At 66.6% G+C, this 17569-nt stretch carries 10 protein-coding genes; 8 read left to right on the forward strand and 2 right to left on the reverse strand.

What is annotated here, in order from left to right:
* The first annotated feature begins 73 nt into the window (after positions 1–73).
* From ABE543_RS11780 to cueR, 7 genes are all read left to right on the forward strand, one after another.
* A complete protein-coding gene (locus tag ABE543_RS11780) occupies positions 74–1663 on the forward strand; it encodes a calcineurin-like phosphoesterase family protein (RefSeq protein ID WP_253118761.1) in 1590 nt (529 codons plus the stop codon).
* 156 nt (positions 1664–1819) lie between these two features.
* Positions 1820–2842: a glucokinase gene (locus ABE543_RS11785; protein WP_346475712.1), complete on the forward strand. Its 1023-nt coding sequence runs from the start codon at positions 1820–1822 to the stop codon at positions 2840–2842.
* A 50-nt stretch (positions 2843–2892) separates the two neighbouring features.
* Positions 2893–3891 carry a N(4)-(beta-N-acetylglucosaminyl)-L-asparaginase gene (locus tag ABE543_RS11790; RefSeq protein WP_053516718.1) on the forward strand — a complete coding sequence of 333 codons (999 nt, stop codon included), beginning with the start codon at positions 2893–2895 and terminating at the stop codon, positions 3889–3891.
* On the forward strand, positions 3888–4628 hold the full coding sequence (locus ABE543_RS11795; RefSeq protein WP_197600509.1) for a copper homeostasis protein CutC: 741 nt from the start codon (positions 3888–3890) through the stop codon (positions 4626–4628). Before ABE543_RS11790 ends, ABE543_RS11795 begins: the two co-directional genes overlap by 4 nt.
* Positions 4629–4923: 295 nt before the next feature.
* Positions 4924–7881, forward strand: coding sequence for a TonB-dependent receptor (locus ABE543_RS11800; protein WP_346475713.1), 2958 nt, complete (start codon positions 4924–4926; stop codon positions 7879–7881).
* A gap of 151 nt (positions 7882–8032) precedes the next feature.
* Complete coding sequence (locus tag ABE543_RS11805) at positions 8033–10525, forward strand: heavy metal translocating P-type ATPase (protein WP_346475714.1); 2493 nt, start codon at positions 8033–8035, stop codon at positions 10523–10525.
* Between the two features lie 13 nt (positions 10526–10538).
* Positions 10539–10979, forward strand: a complete 441-nt coding sequence (cueR, locus tag ABE543_RS11810) for a Cu(I)-responsive transcriptional regulator (RefSeq protein ID WP_322523465.1) — start codon at positions 10539–10541, stop codon at positions 10977–10979.
* Positions 10980–11067: 88 nt separating this feature from the next.
* Here the strand turns inward: cueR and ABE543_RS11815 are convergent, their stop codons facing one another.
* Together ABE543_RS11815 and ABE543_RS11820 are read right to left on the reverse strand one after the other, a co-directional pair.
* Positions 11068–11262: a heavy-metal-associated domain-containing protein gene (locus tag ABE543_RS11815; protein WP_053516712.1), complete on the reverse strand. Its 195-nt coding sequence runs from the start codon at positions 11260–11262 to the stop codon at positions 11068–11070.
* A gap of 157 nt (positions 11263–11419) precedes the next feature.
* Positions 11420–14494 carry a TonB-dependent receptor gene (locus ABE543_RS11820; protein ID WP_193396325.1) on the reverse strand — a complete coding sequence of 1025 codons (3075 nt, stop codon included), beginning with the start codon at positions 14492–14494 and terminating at the stop codon, positions 11420–11422.
* 611 nt (positions 14495–15105) lie between these two features.
* Here ABE543_RS11820 and ABE543_RS11825 point away from each other — a divergent pair.
* Positions 15106–17490 carry a GH92 family glycosyl hydrolase gene (locus tag ABE543_RS11825; protein ID WP_262101352.1) on the forward strand — a complete coding sequence of 795 codons (2385 nt, stop codon included), beginning with the start codon at positions 15106–15108 and terminating at the stop codon, positions 17488–17490.
* The last annotated feature ends 79 nt before the right edge of the window (positions 17491–17569 follow it).

Here is a 17569-nt window from a genome sequence, read left to right on the forward strand (position 1 = left end):
CGGCTGCATCCGCGCGGCAGACAGCCATGGCTCCGCTCTACAATAGGCAGTCCTCTTCTTTGCCGGATTGCCCATGAAATCGCCCGCTGCGTGGCTGTGCTGCCTGTTGCTGACCTCGCCGGCCTGGGCTGCGGATGCGGTTGTCAGCGGCAAGGTCTACCTGGAACGCGACGGCAGGCCCGGCCGTGGTGCGACCGACCCGGGCCTGGCCGGGGTGCAGGTGTCCAACGGCGAGCGCATCGTGAAGACCGCAGCCGATGGCAGCTACAGCCTGCCCGTGCGCGAGGGCCAGACGGTGTTCGTGATCAAGCCGGATGCGTACGCGTTCCCGAAGGCGAGCGACGGGCTGCCGTCGTTCTGGCGTCATTTCCAGCCCAACGGCTCGCCTGCACTGAAGTACGGTGGCATCGCCGCAACCGGCGATGCCACCCGCAACTGGGACTTCGCGCTGCAGACGGATCGTCATGACAACCGGCGTGGTTTCCAGATGCTGGTGTTCACTGATTCACAGACCGCAAGCCTCAAGGACATCGGCTACTACCAGCAGTCCATCGTGGCGCCGCTGGTCGGCCAGACCCGGGCGCGGCTCGGCACGACGCTCGGCGATATCGTCAATGATGACCTGACGCTGTATCCGGCCATCAACAAGGTCACCACGCAGCTGGGCGTGCCGTGGTTCCATGTGCCGGGCAACCACGATCTCGATTTCGATGCCGCCGTCGACGAGCATTCGCTGGACAGCTGGCGCAACGTCTACGGCCCGGACACGTACGCCGTGGAGGAGGGCGGTGCCAGCTTCGTGTTCCTCGACGATGTGGTGTATGACCCGAAGGCGAGGCCGAGCTATGTCGGTGGCCTGCGCGAGGATCAGTTCGCGTTCCTTGCCGCCTACCTCAAGGGTCTTCATCGCGACCGCCTGCTGGTGCTGGGCATGCACATTCCGCTGTTCGATGCGGCGCCGGGTCGCGAGAGCTTCCGGCACGCCGACCGGCAGCGCCTGTTCGACCTGCTGAAGGACTTCCGCAACGTGCTGGTCCTGAGCGGCCACAGCCACACCCAGCAGCATGTCTACCATGGCAAGGCCGAGGGCTGGCACGGCGAAAAGCCCCTGCACGAGTACAACGTCGGTGCCAACTGCGGTGCGTTCTGGTCCGGTGTGAAGGATGCTGCCGGCGTGCCGGACAGCACCATGAGCGACGGCACGCCAAAGGGCTACGCGTTGCTGGATGTGGCTGGCAACGGCAGCTATCGCCTGCAGTATCGCGTGGCCGGCGCGCCAGCCAGCGAACAGATCGGCCTGCATGCGCCGAAGGTGCTGCGCCAGGGCGCGTATCCGGCGTGGGGCGTGTACGCCAACGTGTACATGGGTGAGGACGCGAGCGTGGTCGAGTACCGCGTGGACGGTGGGGCATGGCAGCCGATGAAGCAGGTCCGCCAGCCCGACCCGCGGCTGCTGGTGGAGAATGCGGCGGACGACCTGTCCAGCGTGCTGCGTGGTTACGATCGCTCGCCGGAGGCCACCGCTTCGCCGCATCTGTGGCGCGGCGCGCTGCCCACCCACCTGGCCGTGGGCGACCACAGGATCGACGTGCGTTCGACCCAGCCGGATGGTGCGGTATTCACCGCCACCACCCGTTATAGTCTGCAGACCGCAGAGCCCTGATCCGCAGGTGCCGCTGCGCGCTGCGTCCCGGCTGCCGCCACCCGGACGCTGCGGACAAGGCCATGGCAGGTTCGGCTGCCGGCGCTGCGCCGCGCTAGGCAAAGCGACCCTGATGCCTGAGAATCGGTGCGATTCAATCGATTCAAGCAGGCCAGAGTGACCATCGCAGCAGTGCCCCCGGTTTCCACCGACTCCTCCCGCGGCGGTCTTCCGCGAAGCCTGGTCGTCGCCGATGTCGGCGGTACCTTTGCCCGCCTGGCGCTGGCTGAAACGCTGCCGGGACAGGCACCACGGCTGGGCAGTCATCGCACCTACGCGTGTGCCGATCATTCCAGCCTGGCGGCGATTCTGGCCGACTTCACCCGGAGCCTCGCACTGCCGGTGCGGTCGGCGGTGGTCGCCATCGCCGGCCTGCTCGATGGCGATGTGCTGATCAATGCCAATCTGCCGTGGACGGTGTCGTTGTCCGCCACCCGCGCACAGTCCGGTCTGGGCGATCTGCAGCTCATCAATGATTTCGAGGCGGTGGCACTGGCCATTCCCTACCTGCAGGCCGACACCCTGGTTCCATTGAACGGCGATGCCGACCCGGCGATGGCGTTCCCGGCGCTGGTGCTGGGGGCCGGTACCGGCCTGGGCGCGGCGCTGCGCTTCGCCGATGGCGGGCGTCCGGTGCTGCCCAGCGAGATCGGCCACGCTGCCCTGGGGGCCGGCAACGCGCTGGAGCTGGAGGTGCTGGGCAGGCTGCTGCAGCGGTGGCCACATGTGGACAACGAGCGTGTGCTGTCCGGCAGCGGTCTGATGAATCTGTATCCGTGCCTGTGCGAGCTGCGTGGCGTCACTCCGGTGTGGTCCAGCACCGAAGCGCTGATCGGCGCCGCACGCAGCGGCGAAGACGCACTTGCAGTGGAGACGCTGCAGGTGTTCTGCGCCTGGCTGGGCAGCCTGGCCGGCGATGCCGCCATCGCCGTGGGGGCCCGCTCGGTGTACCTGGCGGGCGGCATTTCCACCCACGTGCAGGATTTCCTCGCCGATGGCCGCTTCCGCGAGCGCTTCCTCAACAAGGGCGTGCTGGCCGACGTGCTGCGGCAGGTGCCGGTATGGCGGGTCGAACACGGCCAACTGGGCGTGCTGGGCGCCGCCGTCTGGCATGCGGCGCGGTACCACGTACACGATTGATCGGTGCTGCCGGCATCGGGCCGGCGACACGTTGCAGACTGGGAGGCAACATGGTGGATCGCAGGCAGTTCCTGCAGGCCGGAGCGCTGGCGGCTGGCATGGCCGCCCTGCCGGGCGTACAGGCACGTGTGCAGGGCGGAGCGAAGGTGGTCTCGACCTGGGACTTCGGTGTGCCGGCCAACCAGGCGGCATGGAAGGTCCTGGCGCAGGGCGGCAGTGCCCTGGACGCAGTGGAGGCCGGCGCACGCTGGGCCGAGAGCGAGCTGTGCAATCCCACCGTGGGCCATTGCGGCAATCCGGATCGGGACGGCGTGCTGAGCCTGGACGCGAGCATCATGGACGGCGATGGCCGCTGCGGTGCGGTGGCCGCGCTGGTCGACATCCCGCACCCGGTGTCGGTGGCCCGCAAAGTGATGGAGAACAGCCCGCACGTGTTGCTGGTGGGTGAAGGGGCGCAGCAGTTCGCCGTGCAGCAGGGCTTCGAGCGCAGGCGTCTGCTGACGCCGCAGGCCGAAGCGGCCTGGCGCGAGTGGTTGAAGACCGAGAAGTACCAGCCCCAGATCAACGCCGAGCGACGTGGCCTTCCCGGCAACAGCGACAACCACGACACCATCGGCATGCTGGCGCTGGATGCCCGGGGCCATCTCGCCGGTGCCTGCACCACCAGCGGCATGGCCTGGAAACTGCACGGCCGGGTCGGCGACAGTCCGATCATCGGCGCCGGCCTGTACGTCGACAACGAGGTCGGTGCCGCCACCGCATCGGGCGTGGGCGAAGAGATGATCCGCAATGCGGCCTCGTTCCTGGTGGTCGAGCTGATGCGCCAGGGTCGAACGCCCGCCCAGGCCTGCCGTGAGGCGATCGACCGCGTGGTACGCAAGCGTCCCGAGGCAAGCAGGACCCTGCAGGTGTGCTTCCTGGCCATGAACAAGCAGGGCGAGGTGGGCGCCTATGCGCTGCATCGCGGTTTCGTCTATGCCGTCTGCGATGCGCAGCGCCAGGACGACCTGCGCGATTCACCGTCGATCTACACGAGCACACAGGCGTGAGCACGCGGCTCACCCTGGAGATCGCCAGCAACTCGCTGGCTTCGGCGTTGGCCGCGCAGGCCGGTGGTGCCGACCGCATCGAACTGTTCGACAACCTTGCCGAGGGCGGCACCACACCGTCGTTCGCCAGCATCGCCATGGCCCGCGAACGCCTGTCGATTCCGCTGTTCGTGCTGGTGCGGCCGCGGCCGGGTGATTTCCACTACGACGCCCTGGAGGCCGAGCTGATGCTGCGCGATATCGCACAGTGCCGTGCGCTGGGCTGCGATGGCGTGGTGATCGGTGCGTTGGACCGGCAGGGCGATATCGATCTGCCCCTGTGCCGCGCGCTCATCCAGGCGGCGGGTCCGCTGCAGGTGACGTTCCACCGTGCCTTCGACGCCGCGCGTGACCTTCCGGCGGCGTTGGAGCAGGTGATCGCTCTGGGGTGCAGCCGTGTATTGACGTCCGGGGGACAGGCCAGCGCGGCTGCCGGTGTCGACGTGCTGGAAGGCCTGGTCGCCCGGGCGGCGGGGCGCATCAGCGTGATGGCGGGTGCTGGCCTGGACCCGGCCAACATCGCTGCGGTGGCGCGGCACAGCGGCTGCGTTGAGCTGCACGCGTCGGCCAAGAGCCGCCGGCACTCGGCCATGCAGTTCCACAACCCGGCACTGCGCGGGCTGGACCCGCACTGGGATCAGACCGATGCCGCAATCGTGGCGGGGCTGCGGCGGGCGCTGGACGGCGATCTGTCCTGATACCGGGCGAAGTCGGTTCCGCGCGGGTCTGCCACTCGCGTGTCATCAGTTCATCTCCGGCCTGCGGCGGCCAACCTGCGCAAGCCACTGATTCATCTGCTTTTCAAGCGGGGACGGCAGCGGATCCGCAGCGGCGTGTTGCGCCGCGGAATGCTCTCTCCGGTTCAGCCGTGCTTTAGTTTGGATCGATCCACAGGGGGGCGCCGGAACCGGCTTGAACCGACCCGGCACCTGGATCTTCCGTAGTGCCGCGCCACCACCCATCCGTGCGACCACACCCTCCGAGAGCGACCACATGGCTCAGTTCGTCCGCAATCGTCGTCACCTGCTGTCCCAGGCCCTGGTCCTGGCCCTGCTTCCGCTGGCTGCCAATGCACAGGAAGTCTCAGGTTCGTCCACCAAGGATCTCGACGCGGTCACCGTCACTGGCTCGCGCATCAAGCGCGCCAGCGTCGAAGGCCCAGCTCCCGTCAACGTGATCACCGCGCAGCAGATCCAGAAGGAAGGCTTTGTCAGCGTGTACGATGCGCTGAAGACATTGACCGAAGCCACCGGCACCGTGGAGGCGGCTTCGCAGTGGGGCTCGCACACGCCCAACGCCAGCGGCCTGAATCTGCGCGGGATGGGCCCCAACCGCTCACTGCTGCTGGTCAATGGCCGTCGCGTGGCCGACTACCCGTTGCCCTATGGCGGGGAGACCAATTTCTCCAACTACGGCAACATTCCCGCCGCTGCGGTGGAGCGCATCGAGGTCCTGACCGGCGGCGCCTCTGCGATCTACGGCTCGGATGCCATTGCAGGCGTGGTCAACGTCATCCTGAAGACCCACTACGACGGCGACGAAGTGCGCGTGCGCGGCGGCACCTCCACTGAAGGTGGTCGCGATACCTGGGATCTGTCGTGGGCCGGTGGCAGGACCGGAGACAACTGGAGCGTGACCTACGCGCTGCAGTACACCAAGCGCGATCCGCTGTTCGGCCGTGACCGGCCGCAGATGGATGATGCCGATGATGCGCCGCGCCCCTCCTGGAACATGGAACAGCGCAAGGTCGGTTTCCGTCCTACCGCCGGCCTGGCCCTGATCGACCCGGGTACCGGCCAGCGACTGGCGCCGCCGACCGGCACCTGCGAGAAGTTCGACGGCGAGTACTACACCGCCGATCGACGGGTCTACAACTACAACACCGATACGATCACCAATACCGGGCAGTTGTGTGGCATGACGGCCGACTATGCCAACTGGCTGCTGACCGGTGGTGCCGAGAATGTGTCCGGCAATCTGTATGCCACGTTCGATTTCGACAGCGACCTGCAGGGCTGGACCAACCTGGCGGTGTACCGGTCGGAGGCGATCTGGGGGACCAATCCGCCCAGCGTGACGCTCATCGATGATGACAACGGCTACTACTGGGATGCCAACCGCAACCGCGCGATCCTGGGCGTGCGCCAGTTCACGCCCAACGAAGTGGGCGGCCTGGACACCCTTCGCAACACCAACCGGGAGCTGTCCTGGGACTGGAGTGCAGGCCTGCGCGGGCGCCTGGCGGACCGCTTCGACTGGAGTGCCACCATCGGCCGTTCCTACTACCGCGTGGAAGAGCGGCAGAATGTAGTGGACGAGCAGAAGTCCTATGACTTCTTCCTCGGCCCGCGCCTGGGTACGACGGCGGATGGTGAAGCGATCTACGCACTGGACGAAGCACGCTGGTGGAACCCGCTCACGCCGGACCAGTACTGGCAGATGGGTACGGTGGCGAAGAACCGTGCGTCTTCCTGGGTCAACCAGGCGTCGGCGGACATCACCGGTGAGTTGTTCCAGGGCTGGGCGGGGCCTGTTTCGTTCGCGGCGGTGGCCGAGGTGGCGCAACAGGGATATCACCTCGCTCCCGACCCTCGCGCCGGCATCGATTTCGACCTGCAGAACGTTGATCGCGGTGGCGGCGAGCGCACGCGCTACTCGGCGGGCGTGGAGTTCAAGATTCCACTGCTGGACAGCGTGATCGCCACCGCGGCGGCACGCTATGACCGTTACGGCAGTTACAAGGCCGACGCCAATGCAGAGGCGCTGGACATCGGCAGCCAGAAGGAGACCACCTGGAATGTCGGTCTGGAATGGCGGCCGGTGGAGTCGCTGCTGGTACGCGGTTCCTACGCCACCAGCTTCCACGCGCCTGACATGCACTACCTGCTGGGGCAGCCCAGCAGTTCCGAGGTGCAGACCTATGACCGCCTGCGTTGCATCGAAAGCGGTGCCTATCTGGTCAACAACTGTGGCGTGGGCAATACCGATGTCTGGTACACGTTCGACGTGAATCGTCGCGGTACCCCGCTGCTGCGCTCGGAAACGGGGGATTCATGGACGGTCGGATTCGTCTGGGATGTGATGTCCAATCTTTCGATCAGTGCCGACTACTGGGCCATCAAGCTGGAGGACATGATCGTCGATGTCGGCGCCGACGAGGTGCTGGCCAGCGAAGCGGGCTGCCGCACGGGACTGAACATCGACGGCACGCCGTGGGCCAATCCGGCCGGTGCGGACTACTGCGCCGGCATCCTCGCGCGCGTGAACCGCGACAGCAATGGCCGCCTGGTGTCGATCGAGCGGGGGCCGTTCAACCTGGCCAGCCGGGAGGTCCGCGGTATCGACCTGACCGCGCGTTACCGGTGGGACAGCGCGGCATGGGGAAGCTTCCAGTTCGGCGTGAACTACACCAACCAGCTGTCGACCAAGGAGCAGCGCTATGCCGCGGATCCGAATCCGCAGCGCCGTGACCGCGACCTGCGCAGCAAGCTGCGAGCGAGCCTGGCCTGGCAGCGTGGTCACTGGAACGCGAATGTGTACGCCGACCGCATCGGCTCGGTGCCGGGCGTGCGTTACCACTGGGGCACCGACCGCCTGGACAATCCCGGCGGCTGCCTGCCGTTCGCCGATGGCTACGTACCCAGCGACAGTCCTTCGCTGGACTGCCTGGAACCTGCCACGCGTCCCGACGGTTCGCCGAATCCGAATCCGAACGCCGGCCAGCGCACGGCGCGCTACTACGGCCGGGTTGGACCGTTCATCACCTGGAACGTCAATGTGGGCTATCAGGTGACTGAACGCGCCAAGGTCAATGTGTACGTCAACAACGTCTTCAACTCGGCCAGCTGGAACCACAAGGATCCCTACAAGCTGGACTACGATTTCGCGCCGACCCGGTTGCTCGGTGCGGTCGGCCGCGAGTTCGCGCTGGAATACGTGTTCACGTTCTGAGCCCGCGCCATGGATCCACCCTCGACCGGTGGATCCATGCCCCGCGGATGAACAGACCGCTGGGCCGCCGGACAGGACAGGCTGGATTTGACCTTCCCACGATGGCAAGGTTTAGCCTGTTCCTGTCCAGAAGGAACCCGGGAATCCAGTCATGAGCCTGTCGCACGCCAACACCGCCGCTTCCGTGCCTGATCCGATCAGCCTGCCCATCGAAGGCATGACCTGCGCGAGCTGCGTAGGCCGGGTCGAGGCCGCGCTGGCCAAGGTGGAGGGGGTCGGCAGCGTCTCGGTGAACCTGGCCACGGAACGTGCCGATATCCGTCCGTCGGGGCCGGTGGACCGCGCCGCCTTGATCCAGGCGGTGCACAAGGTCGGCTATGAGGTTGCGGCCACGACCGTGGAGCTGGCCGTGGAGGGCATGACCTGCGCGTCCTGCGTGGGCCGGGTCGAACGCGCACTGCTGGCCGTGCCGGGCGTGAGCGCGGCGAGCGTCAACCTGGCCACCGAGCGTGCCACTGTTCGCGGCGCAGCAGACGTGGAGGCGCTGCTGGCGGCGATCGACAGGGCGGGCTACGGCGCTCGTCTTCTCGATGGCAGCGCGCAGGCCGATGACGGCGGGGAGAAGAAGGACGCCGAGCGTGCTGAACTCAAACACGCGCTGATACTGGCCAGCGTGCTGGCCCTGCCGGTGTTCATACTGGAGATGGGATCGCATCTGATCCCGGGCATGCACCACTGGGTGATGTCGACCATCGGGTTGCAGGCCAGCTGGTATGTGCAGTTCGTGCTGACCACGCTGGTCCTGGTGATTCCCGGCCGGCGCTTCTACCAGAAGGGCATTCCGGCACTGCTGCGTTTGGCACCGGACATGAACTCGCTGGTCGCGGTGGGCACCGCGGCGGCGTTCGGCTACTCGGTGATCGCGACCTTCGCACCGCGGCTGCTGCCGCCCGGCACGGTGAACGTCTATTACGAAGCTGCGGCGGTGATCGTCGCGCTGATCCTGCTGGGCCGCTTTCTCGAGGCGCGTGCCAAGGGCCGTACGTCGGAAGCCATCAAGCGGCTGGTCAAGCTCCAGGCCAAGGTCGCCCACGTAGTACGCGACGGTCGGGTGGTCGACGTCCCGGTGGGCGAGGTGGTCAGTGGCGACCTCGTGGAAATACGTCCTGGCGAACGCGTCCCGGTGGATGGCGAGGTGGTCGAGGGGCGCAGCTTCGTCGATGAGTCGATGATCAGCGGTGAGCCGGTTCCGGTTGAAAAGGCATCGGGCGCGGCCGTGGTCGGTGGTACGGTCAACCAGCAGGGAGCACTGACCGTGCGTGCCACGGCGGTAGGTGCGCAGACCGTGCTTGCGCAGATCATCCGCCTGGTTGAACAGGCACAGGGGTCGAAACTGCCGATCCAGGCCGTGGTCGACAGGGTCACGCTGTGGTTCGTGCCTGCGGTGATGCTGGCCGCGTTGGCCACCTTCGTGGCGTGGCTGCTGCTCGGGCCGTCCCCGGCGCTTACCTTCGCCCTGGTCAATGCCGTGGCCGTGCTGATCATTGCGTGCCCCTGTGCGATGGGGCTGGCAACGCCGACCTCGATCATGGTCGGCACCGGGCGGGGCGCGGAGATGGGCGTGCTGTTCCGCAAGGGCGAGGCACTGCAGCTGCTGAAGGATGCGCGGGTGGTGGCGGTGGACAAGACGGGAACCCTGACCGAGGGCCGCCCGCGATTGACCGATCTGGAACTGAGCCACGGTTTTGCGCGAGCGGCGGTGCTGGGCGCGGTCGCAGCCGTTGAATCGCGCTCGGAGCATCCGATCGCGCGCGCGATCGTGATGGCCGCCGAGGAGGAGGGCATCTCCGTGCCGGCCCTGCAGGAGTTCGAATCGGTCACCGGCATGGGGGTGCGTGCGATCGTGCAGGGAAGCCGCATTGAAGTCGGGGCCGACCGGTTCATGCGAACGCAGGGCGTTGATATCGATGGCGTTGCCGCGCTGGTGCAGCGCCTGGGAGGTGAAGGAAAGTCGCCGCTGTACGCCGCCTTCGATGGCCGGCTGGCAGCGGTGATCGCAGTGTCCGACCCGATCAGGACGAGCACGCCGGCCGCCATCACCGCACTGCATGCGCTGGGACTGAAGGTGGCGATGATCACCGGCGACAATGCGCGCACCGCACAGGCGATCGCACGCCAGCTGGGCATCGACGAGGTCGTGGCCGAAGTGCTGCCCGAAGGCAAGGTGGAGGCGGTGCGACGCCTCAAGGCTGCGCATGGTCACGTCGCCTTCGTCGGCGACGGCATCAACGATGCGCCGGCGCTGGCGGAGGCGGATGTGGGCCTGGCCATCGGCACCGGTACCGATGTGGCGGTGGAATCGGCCGATGTAGTACTGATGTCCGGCAGTCTGCTGGGCGTGCCCAATGCAATCGCGCTGTCCAGGGCCACCCTTGGCAACATCCGGCAGAATCTGTTCTGGGCCTTCGCCTACAACACCGCGCTGATTCCGGTGGCTGCCGGCGTGCTGTATCCGTCCTTCGGCATCCTGCTGTCGCCGATATTCGCTGCCGGTGCGATGGCGCTGTCCAGCGTGTTCGTGCTGGGCAATGCACTGCGCCTGCGTCGCTTCCGGGCGCCGATGGCCGACGCCGCCAGCCACTGAAAAGGAGACTGTCTTGAACATCGGTGAGGCCGCGAAGGCATCGAGCGTTTCGGCGAAGATGATCCGCTACTACGAGCAGATCGGGCTGATTCCTGCTGCCGACCGCACGGCGTCCGGCTACCGGGCCTATTCGCACGCCGACGTGCATCGACTGCGGTTCATCCGCCGCGCGCGGGACCTGGGATTCTCGGTCGCGGAGATCACGGATCTGCTGGGACTGTGGAACGATACGTCCCGGCACAGCGCCGACGTCAAGCGCTTGGCCGAGCAGCACATCGATGATCTCGAGCAGCGCATCGACAAGATGCGGCAGATGGCCGATACGCTGAAGTCGCTGCTCAGCTGCTGTGCGGGCGACGAGCGGCCGGAGTGCCCGATCCTGCAGCGGCTGGAGGAGGGCGAGGAAGGCGCGGAGCCTGTCGCGCCGCGGCGGCGGCAGACGCGCCGTAGCTGAGCCGCGGGGCGCAGGGGCCTTCGCACCTGCGCGGCGGGAGTGCTGTGGCTCCTTCAGAAGGACGTGGGCATCGCCCGGAGCCGGGCGATCAGGCGGTGCGCGGCGGGAAGCCTGCGTCCTTCACAGCGGCGAAGATCTCCGCTTCGCTGGCCGTGGTCTGCACCTGCACGCGGCCTGTCGGCGGATCGGCGACCACGCGTGCCTGCGGATCAACGCTCTGGATCGCGCGGGTCACGCTGCGCGCGCATCCGCCGCAGGTCATGCCGTCAACATGGAAGTCCATCTGTAGCTCCTTCGGTTCCGGGGAATGCAGCCAGTGTGCACCTTCCAGCGATGGCAGGGTCAAGTGATGCCTCCGCGATGCCCATGAAAAACGGCAGCCACCTGTACCAGCGTGGCTGCCGTGGAGGAATGTCCCCGCGCCGGGCGGGGCGACTGCCTTAGAACTTCCAGGTCGCGCCGAAGTACAGCTGGCGGCCCGCGTAGGTATTGGAGATCAGGCGGGCCTTGGTGTCATTGCCCAGATGCACGCGCTGCTCGGACTTGGTGGCGTTGATCACCGACGCGGTCAGGGTCCACTCCGGGGTGAGGTTGTAGGCCACGTTGAGATCAAGCTGGTCGTACGGCTCGGTGTAGACCGTCATGCCGTTGTTCAGTCCGCCGACCACCTGGCCGCGACGGTTGTACGAGGCGCGGGCAAGGAACTTGTCGTTCTCGTAGAACACCGTCACGTTGGCCTGGTTCTTGGCGCTGCCGACCAGCGGCGACGAGCCGATGTTCTGCCCATCCAGCACGATCGAGGCCAGGTTGGTGTCGTTGTAGGTGTAGTTCGCCTGCACGCCGACGCCGAAATCGAAGGTGTACTGGCCGTACAGCTCCACGCCCTGCGACACACCGTCCTGGCCGTTGGCACGGGTCTCGTAGTCCTGCACGGTCACGGTTTCGCCACCGACCTGCATCTGCATGTCGCGCACGACAGGCACGGTGAAGTTGTCCACGTTCTTGCGGAACAGGCCCACGCCGGCCACCGCGCCCGGCTGGAAGTACCACTCCAGGCCGAGGTCGAACTGGGTGGCCTCGAAGGGTTCAAGCTGCTTGTTGCTGCCGTCGCCGGTCCAGCCCGGGGTCGGTGCACCGCCGGCCACGCGGCGGTCGTTGACGTACTCCTCGCTGTAGTAGCGCAGGCTGCCCGGAGCGCCGATCTCGGTGTAGCCGGGGCGTGCGATGACCTTCGAGGCGGCGCCGCGCAGCAGCAGGGTATCGGTGATGTCCCAGGCGATGTTGAAGCTCGGCAGGACGTCGGTGTAGGTGCGGTCCACGCCCAGCAGCTCGAAACTCTTGCTCTGTGCCAAGTTGTAGGGCAGGCGCACGAAACCGCTCTCGCAGCTGTAGTTCGGGTAGGCCGCCGCGGCCGGGTCGGAGCACGCCATCGGTGCGCCTGCGGCGTTGTCGAGGAAGTAGTCGTCGAAACGCTCGATCGAATCGGTGGACTGCGCCAGCTGCTTGGTGCGCACCACGCGCACGCCCACGTTGCCGCGCACCCGCTCGGTGCGGAAGTTGGCCTGGAAGTAGCCCGAGTAGATCTTCTCGTTGACGTTGTAGATGAAGTCGTCCTCGACACGGTTGTGCGAACCGCCGTAGGTCTTGTTCAGGTAATCGATGTAGGCCGGATAGTTGATGCCCGGGAACACGTTGGTATTGAAGCCGCCGGGGATGTTGCTGATCGGGTTGGACAGGAAGAAGCCGGGCTGGGCGATATTGGCCGTAGGGTCGCAGCCGCTCTGGTAGCGGTTGTTGTCGTAGTCCGACGGGTCTCGGCCCTGGCACACCCAGTAGGTATTGCCGGTGTTGCGGTGCACCGTGCCGTCACGATACTTGGCACCGAACTGGATCGAGTCCAGCCAGCCGGATTCGAACAGCTTGGTGACATCGGCCTGGAAATAGTTCTGCTTGATCTCGGTCTGCTTCCAGGACGAGTCGGTCGAACCGGTGTCGATCTCGGCGATGCCGGCCATGAGCTGCTGCTGCAGGTCGGGTGCGAAGGTGCCCGACGGCGTGCCGGTCAGGTCCCAGGAGGTGCTGCTGGACGATTCCCACACGCCATTGGTCTGCCGACGCGGTTTGGCTGACATGCGGAAGTTCATCGAGGGGCCGCCTTCGGACCAGGTACGGCCGCCGGTGAACGACGCCTTCCACAGCGGGCTGATATCCCAGTCGATGCTGAGGTCGGCGGTCTGCGAGAGCGCCTTTTCGCGGCTGTAGCCGCCGGTGAGCTGCGGGGTCGGAATGGTGCAGTCATCGGGGCCCCAGCCCCCCGGCTCGAGCCCGGCCGCTTCGGCCTCGGCTTCATTGCAGTAATAGGTCTTGCCGGCCAGCTTCTCGAACTGCGCGCCGGTGACGACGGTGCCGCTGGGATCGAAGTCCAGCCCGTTGAGCATGCGGCCGCCGGCCCAGTTGCCGTCACCATTGAAGCGGGCCATGCTCCACTCCGGCACCTTCAGCATGTGCTGGGCGTAGTTGCCCTCCAGCTCGAAGCGGAAGTAGTTGGCCGTCATGGTCACGTTGTCGACCGGCTTGAACTGGAAGGTCAGCTGCCCGCCCTTGCGCTCGCGCGTTTCCTCCTTCACCGCGAAATTGACCGATGTCGGCATGAAGAAGTCGGTGTAGTTGCGACCGTTCTGGTTGTTGAAGCCGGAGTTGCCCCACCAGTACTCGATGCCGTCCTGCAGCATGGGGTTGCCATGCACGTCGCGCGCATCGGTATCGGTGCCGTACCACTGATAGTTCTCGGTGGTGACTTCCATGGTGCGGCTGGTGCGTTTCTGCTGGGTCACGCCGACCAGCACGCCGAAACGCTCGTCCTTGCTGTGCCACGAGTACAGTGCGGAGGCCTGCGGATCGATGTCGTGACTGGTGTCTGACGAGGTGCCTTCAAGGGTGACGAAGCCCGAGTTGGACTCCATGTCCAGAGGGCGCCGGGTGTGCAGGATGACCGTGCCGCCGATGCCGCCTTCATCGATGCGCGCTTCCGGCGATTTGAACAGCTCGGCGCTGGACAGCATGTTGGACGGCAGAAGGGTGTAGTTGAAAGAGCGGGTCGCCTCGTCGTTGGTCTCGGAGGTGGCGACGTAGTTGCCGTTCAACTGGGTCAGCGTCAGGTCTGCAGCGAGGCCGCGCACGCTGACCGTCTTGCCTTCGCCGCCGTCGCGGGTGATGACCACGCCCGGTACGCGCTGCAGCGCGTCGGCCACGTTCTTGTCGGGGAACTTGCCGACGTCTTCGGCCGTGATTACTTCGACCACGGCGTTGGCGTCGCGCTTCTGCTCAAGGCTCTTTTCGATGGCGTAGCGGTAGCCGGTGACCTGGACGCTGTCCAGGGTGGTGGCATCGGGCGTGCCGGTGGTGGCCTGCTGCGCCGCGGCGCCCGCCGGCAGGACGGCAGCGGCCAATGCCAGCGCGATGGCCAGCGACAGTGCGTCCTGGCCATGCATGCGTTTTGAGTGACTCATTCCCATCTCTCCCTCTCTCCTGGATTGATCCGCTGACGTGTGACGTGGTGCGGATGACTTGAATCGATCTAATCTGTGGTGATGCCGGTGCGGTCGCTACGCAGTTGCAACTGCATCCTGTGTCTGTGCCGGCCCGTCCTGTCGCTGCTTCCCCAAACTCCCGGCCACCGCAACGTCGTCTTGGATCGATCTAAGCGATGGGCGGGCGTTTTTTAGCATGGGTTGCCCGTCGGCGCATGCTGCTGCGCAATATGGTATTGCCGTGGCGGGGGTGTGACGTTTTTCTGAATCTGCTGGAAACGTTTTCTCGCGCGATTCCCCGGCAGGCCGGCCAGGAGGCCGCGCGGCGGGACGTATGCTGCGGCGCAGAATGCATTGGCGCGAATCGCCATGCTCTACTTGAATCGATCTAAATTCACGGTTGCGCGGGTCTCGCGCCATTCCACGGGGAGCAGGCTGCCGGCAGGCAGCGCTCAGCGGAAGGCGTTGCAGGCTCCAGCCGTCTGCCACCGCACCATCGACCACAGGAACCCGACATGCGCCCAGTGCCGTCCGCTCCCGCTGTCCCCTCGACGCCGCGCCCGTTGACGCGATTGGCCTGGCTGCTCGCACTGGCGATGTCGCCGGTGATGCTGCAGGCCGCCCCGGCCGCACTCGAGCGCGAGGTGAACACCTTCATCGGCAGCAAGGACGATGGCAACACGTTCCCGGGCGCCTCGGCACCCTTCGGCCTGATCCAGGTCAGCCCCATCGGCAGCCACTATTCGGGGTGGCGCTACGACGACGAGAAGATCCGTGGCTTCGGCCACTCCTTCCTGTCCGGTGCCGGGTGCTGGGAGCAGGGCGGCCAGGTCTCGGTCCTGCCCGTGACCGGCAGCATCGGTCCCGGTGGCGATTTCGACACCGCCGACGCCAAGAGCTTCAACCACAAGACCTACGCCGCGTCGTACACGCATGACGGCGAAATCGGCCAGGCCGGCTACTACAAGGTGCGCCTGACCAGCTACGGTGGCATCGATGCCGAGGCGACCGCGCGCACCCGTGCCGCCGCCGAGCGCTACACCTTCAGCCAGCGAAGCGGCGATGGCCACGTGCTGGTGAATGTCGGCCAGGCGAATGAACGCCATTCGGTGATCGGCAGCGTGATCGACGTGGTCGGCGACCGCGTGGTCGAGGGCAAGCTGGTCACCAAGAGTTTCTGCGGTGGCCACCAGTACACGACGTGGTTCCGCATCGAGTTCGATCGCCCGTTCAAGGCGCATGGTACCTGGGGCGAGGCCGGTGGCCTGCCGGGGGCGCGCCACAGCATGGAAGGCGAGCAGAAGCCGAACGGTGCCTGGTTGAGCTTCGACCTGGACAAGGGGCAGTCGGTCACGGCGGTGAGCGCGATTTCGCACGTCGATGCCGAAGGCGCGCGCACCAACCTGCGCACCGAGGGCATGCAGGGCGGAGCGCTGATGGGGTTCGACCGCATGCGCGCGCTGTCGCAGCAGGCGTGGCGCGAGGAGCTGGGCCGGGTGCGCGTGCAGGGCGGCAGTGCTGATGACCGCACGGTGTTCTACAGCGCCGCCTACCACGCGCTGCTGCAGCCGCTGACCGGCAGCGATGCCGACGGCCGCTACCGCGGCTACGACGATGGCATCCATCGCGCGGATGGCTGGACCTACTACGAGTACTTCTCGCTGTGGGATACCTACCGTGCACAGAACCAATGGCTGGCGCTGACCCGCCCCGATGTGGCGCGTGACATCGGCCGCACGCTGCTGGCGATCGACGAGCAGGGGGGCTGGCTGCCACGCTGGGGTTACGCCAACTTTGAGACGAACATCATGACCGGCGATCCGGTGACCCCGTTCATGGTCGACCTGTGGCGTTTCGGTGCGTTCAAGGGCCGTGAATCGCAGGCGTGGGATGCGCTGCGCCGCAATGCGTTCGGCACCCCGCCGTTGAATTCCCGTCATGCGGGCCGGTCGGGCAATCCGACCTATCTGGACAAGGGCTACGTGGTCTACGACCGTGCGTTCCCGTCCAAGGGCATGGACGTCGATCCGCATCACGGCGGCTCGGCCACTCTGGAATATGCACTGGCCGACTGCGCGCTTTCGCAGATGGCCGATGGCCTGGGTCACGCCCGGGATGCGGCGACGCTGCGAGAGCGCGGCCGCAACTGGCGCAAGGTGTGGGACCCGCAGGTCCGCGACGCCGAGACCGGCTTCAGCGGCTTCCCGCGGCCTCGCACCGAGGATGGGCAGTGGTACACCCCGGCCGACGGGCACTACAGCCCCCGTTCCCACCACGGCTTCCATGAAGGCACCGCGTGGCAGTACCAGTGGCTGGCGCAGCAGGACATGCCGGGGCTGGTCGAGGCGATGGACGGTCGTGAGCAGGCCGGGCGCCGGCTCGATGCCTTCTTCGCGATGGATGCACTGCAGGCCGACCCGCTCAATGCCGCGCGGCGCGAATGGGTGGTCGGACCCTACAGCTACTACAACCAGTTCCGCTACAACCCGAACAACGAACCCGATCTGCACGCGCCGTGGCTCTACACCCTGATCGGCCAGCCGTGGAAGACCGCCGCGGTGGTGCGGGCCGCGCAGCAGCTGTTCACCAATGCGCCCAATGGCGTGACCGGCAACGACGATCTTGGAACGATGTCGGCGTGGTACCTGTTCAGTGCGATCGGCATGTACCCGGCAGTACCGGGCAGTGGCCAGTTCCTGCTGCATACGCCGCGCTTTGCCCGGGTCGAGGTCGACATGGGCAATGGCCGCACCCTGCGCATCAATGCCCCGGGGGCGGACGGCCGCCGCCTGCAGTACGTGCAGGGCGTGCAGGTCGATGGCCAGGCGCATGCCCCGGTCTGGCTGGACTGGGAGCGCCTGCAGCAGGGCCCGCGCCTGCACTTCGCCCTCGACGCGCAGGCGCCGACCCAGGGGTGGGGCACGGCGGTGAAGGATCTGCCGGTGTCCTGGTGCGCGGCACCTGGCAGCCAGCTGCGTTGATCGGGGCTGTGCCGTTCGCGGCGACCCAGCGAACGGCACGGCACGAGACGGCCGCGATCCATTAGGCTTGAGCCCTCAG

The sequence above is a fragment of the Stenotrophomonas sp. TWI169 genome (assembly GCF_039674705.1).
Taxonomy (GTDB): Bacteria; Pseudomonadota; Gammaproteobacteria; order Xanthomonadales; family Xanthomonadaceae; genus Stenotrophomonas; species Stenotrophomonas maltophilia_P.

Bases quoted from the DNA above. Each gene is read 5' to 3' on its own strand.
- ABE543_RS11790 (WP_053516718.1), top strand. From the start codon at position 2,893: ATGGTGGATCGCAGGCAGTTCCTGCAGGCCGGAGCGCTGGCGGCTGGC.
- ABE543_RS11780 (WP_253118761.1), top strand. From the start codon at position 74: ATGAAATCGCCCGCTGCGTGGCTGTGCTGCCTGTTGCTGACCTCGCCG.
- ABE543_RS11800 (WP_346475713.1), top strand. From the start codon at position 4,924: ATGGCTCAGTTCGTCCGCAATCGTCGTCACCTGCTGTCCCAGGCCCTG.
- ABE543_RS11820 (WP_193396325.1), bottom strand. From the start codon at position 14,494: ATGGGAATGAGTCACTCAAAACGCATGCATGGCCAGGACGCACTGTCG.
- ABE543_RS11825 (WP_262101352.1), top strand. From the start codon at position 15,106: ATGTCGCCGGTGATGCTGCAGGCCGCCCCGGCCGCACTCGAGCGCGAG.
- ABE543_RS11815 (WP_053516712.1), bottom strand. From the start codon at position 11,262: ATGGACTTCCATGTTGACGGCATGACCTGCGGCGGATGCGCGCGCAGC.
- ABE543_RS11805 (WP_346475714.1), top strand. From the start codon at position 8,033: ATGAGCCTGTCGCACGCCAACACCGCCGCTTCCGTGCCTGATCCGATC.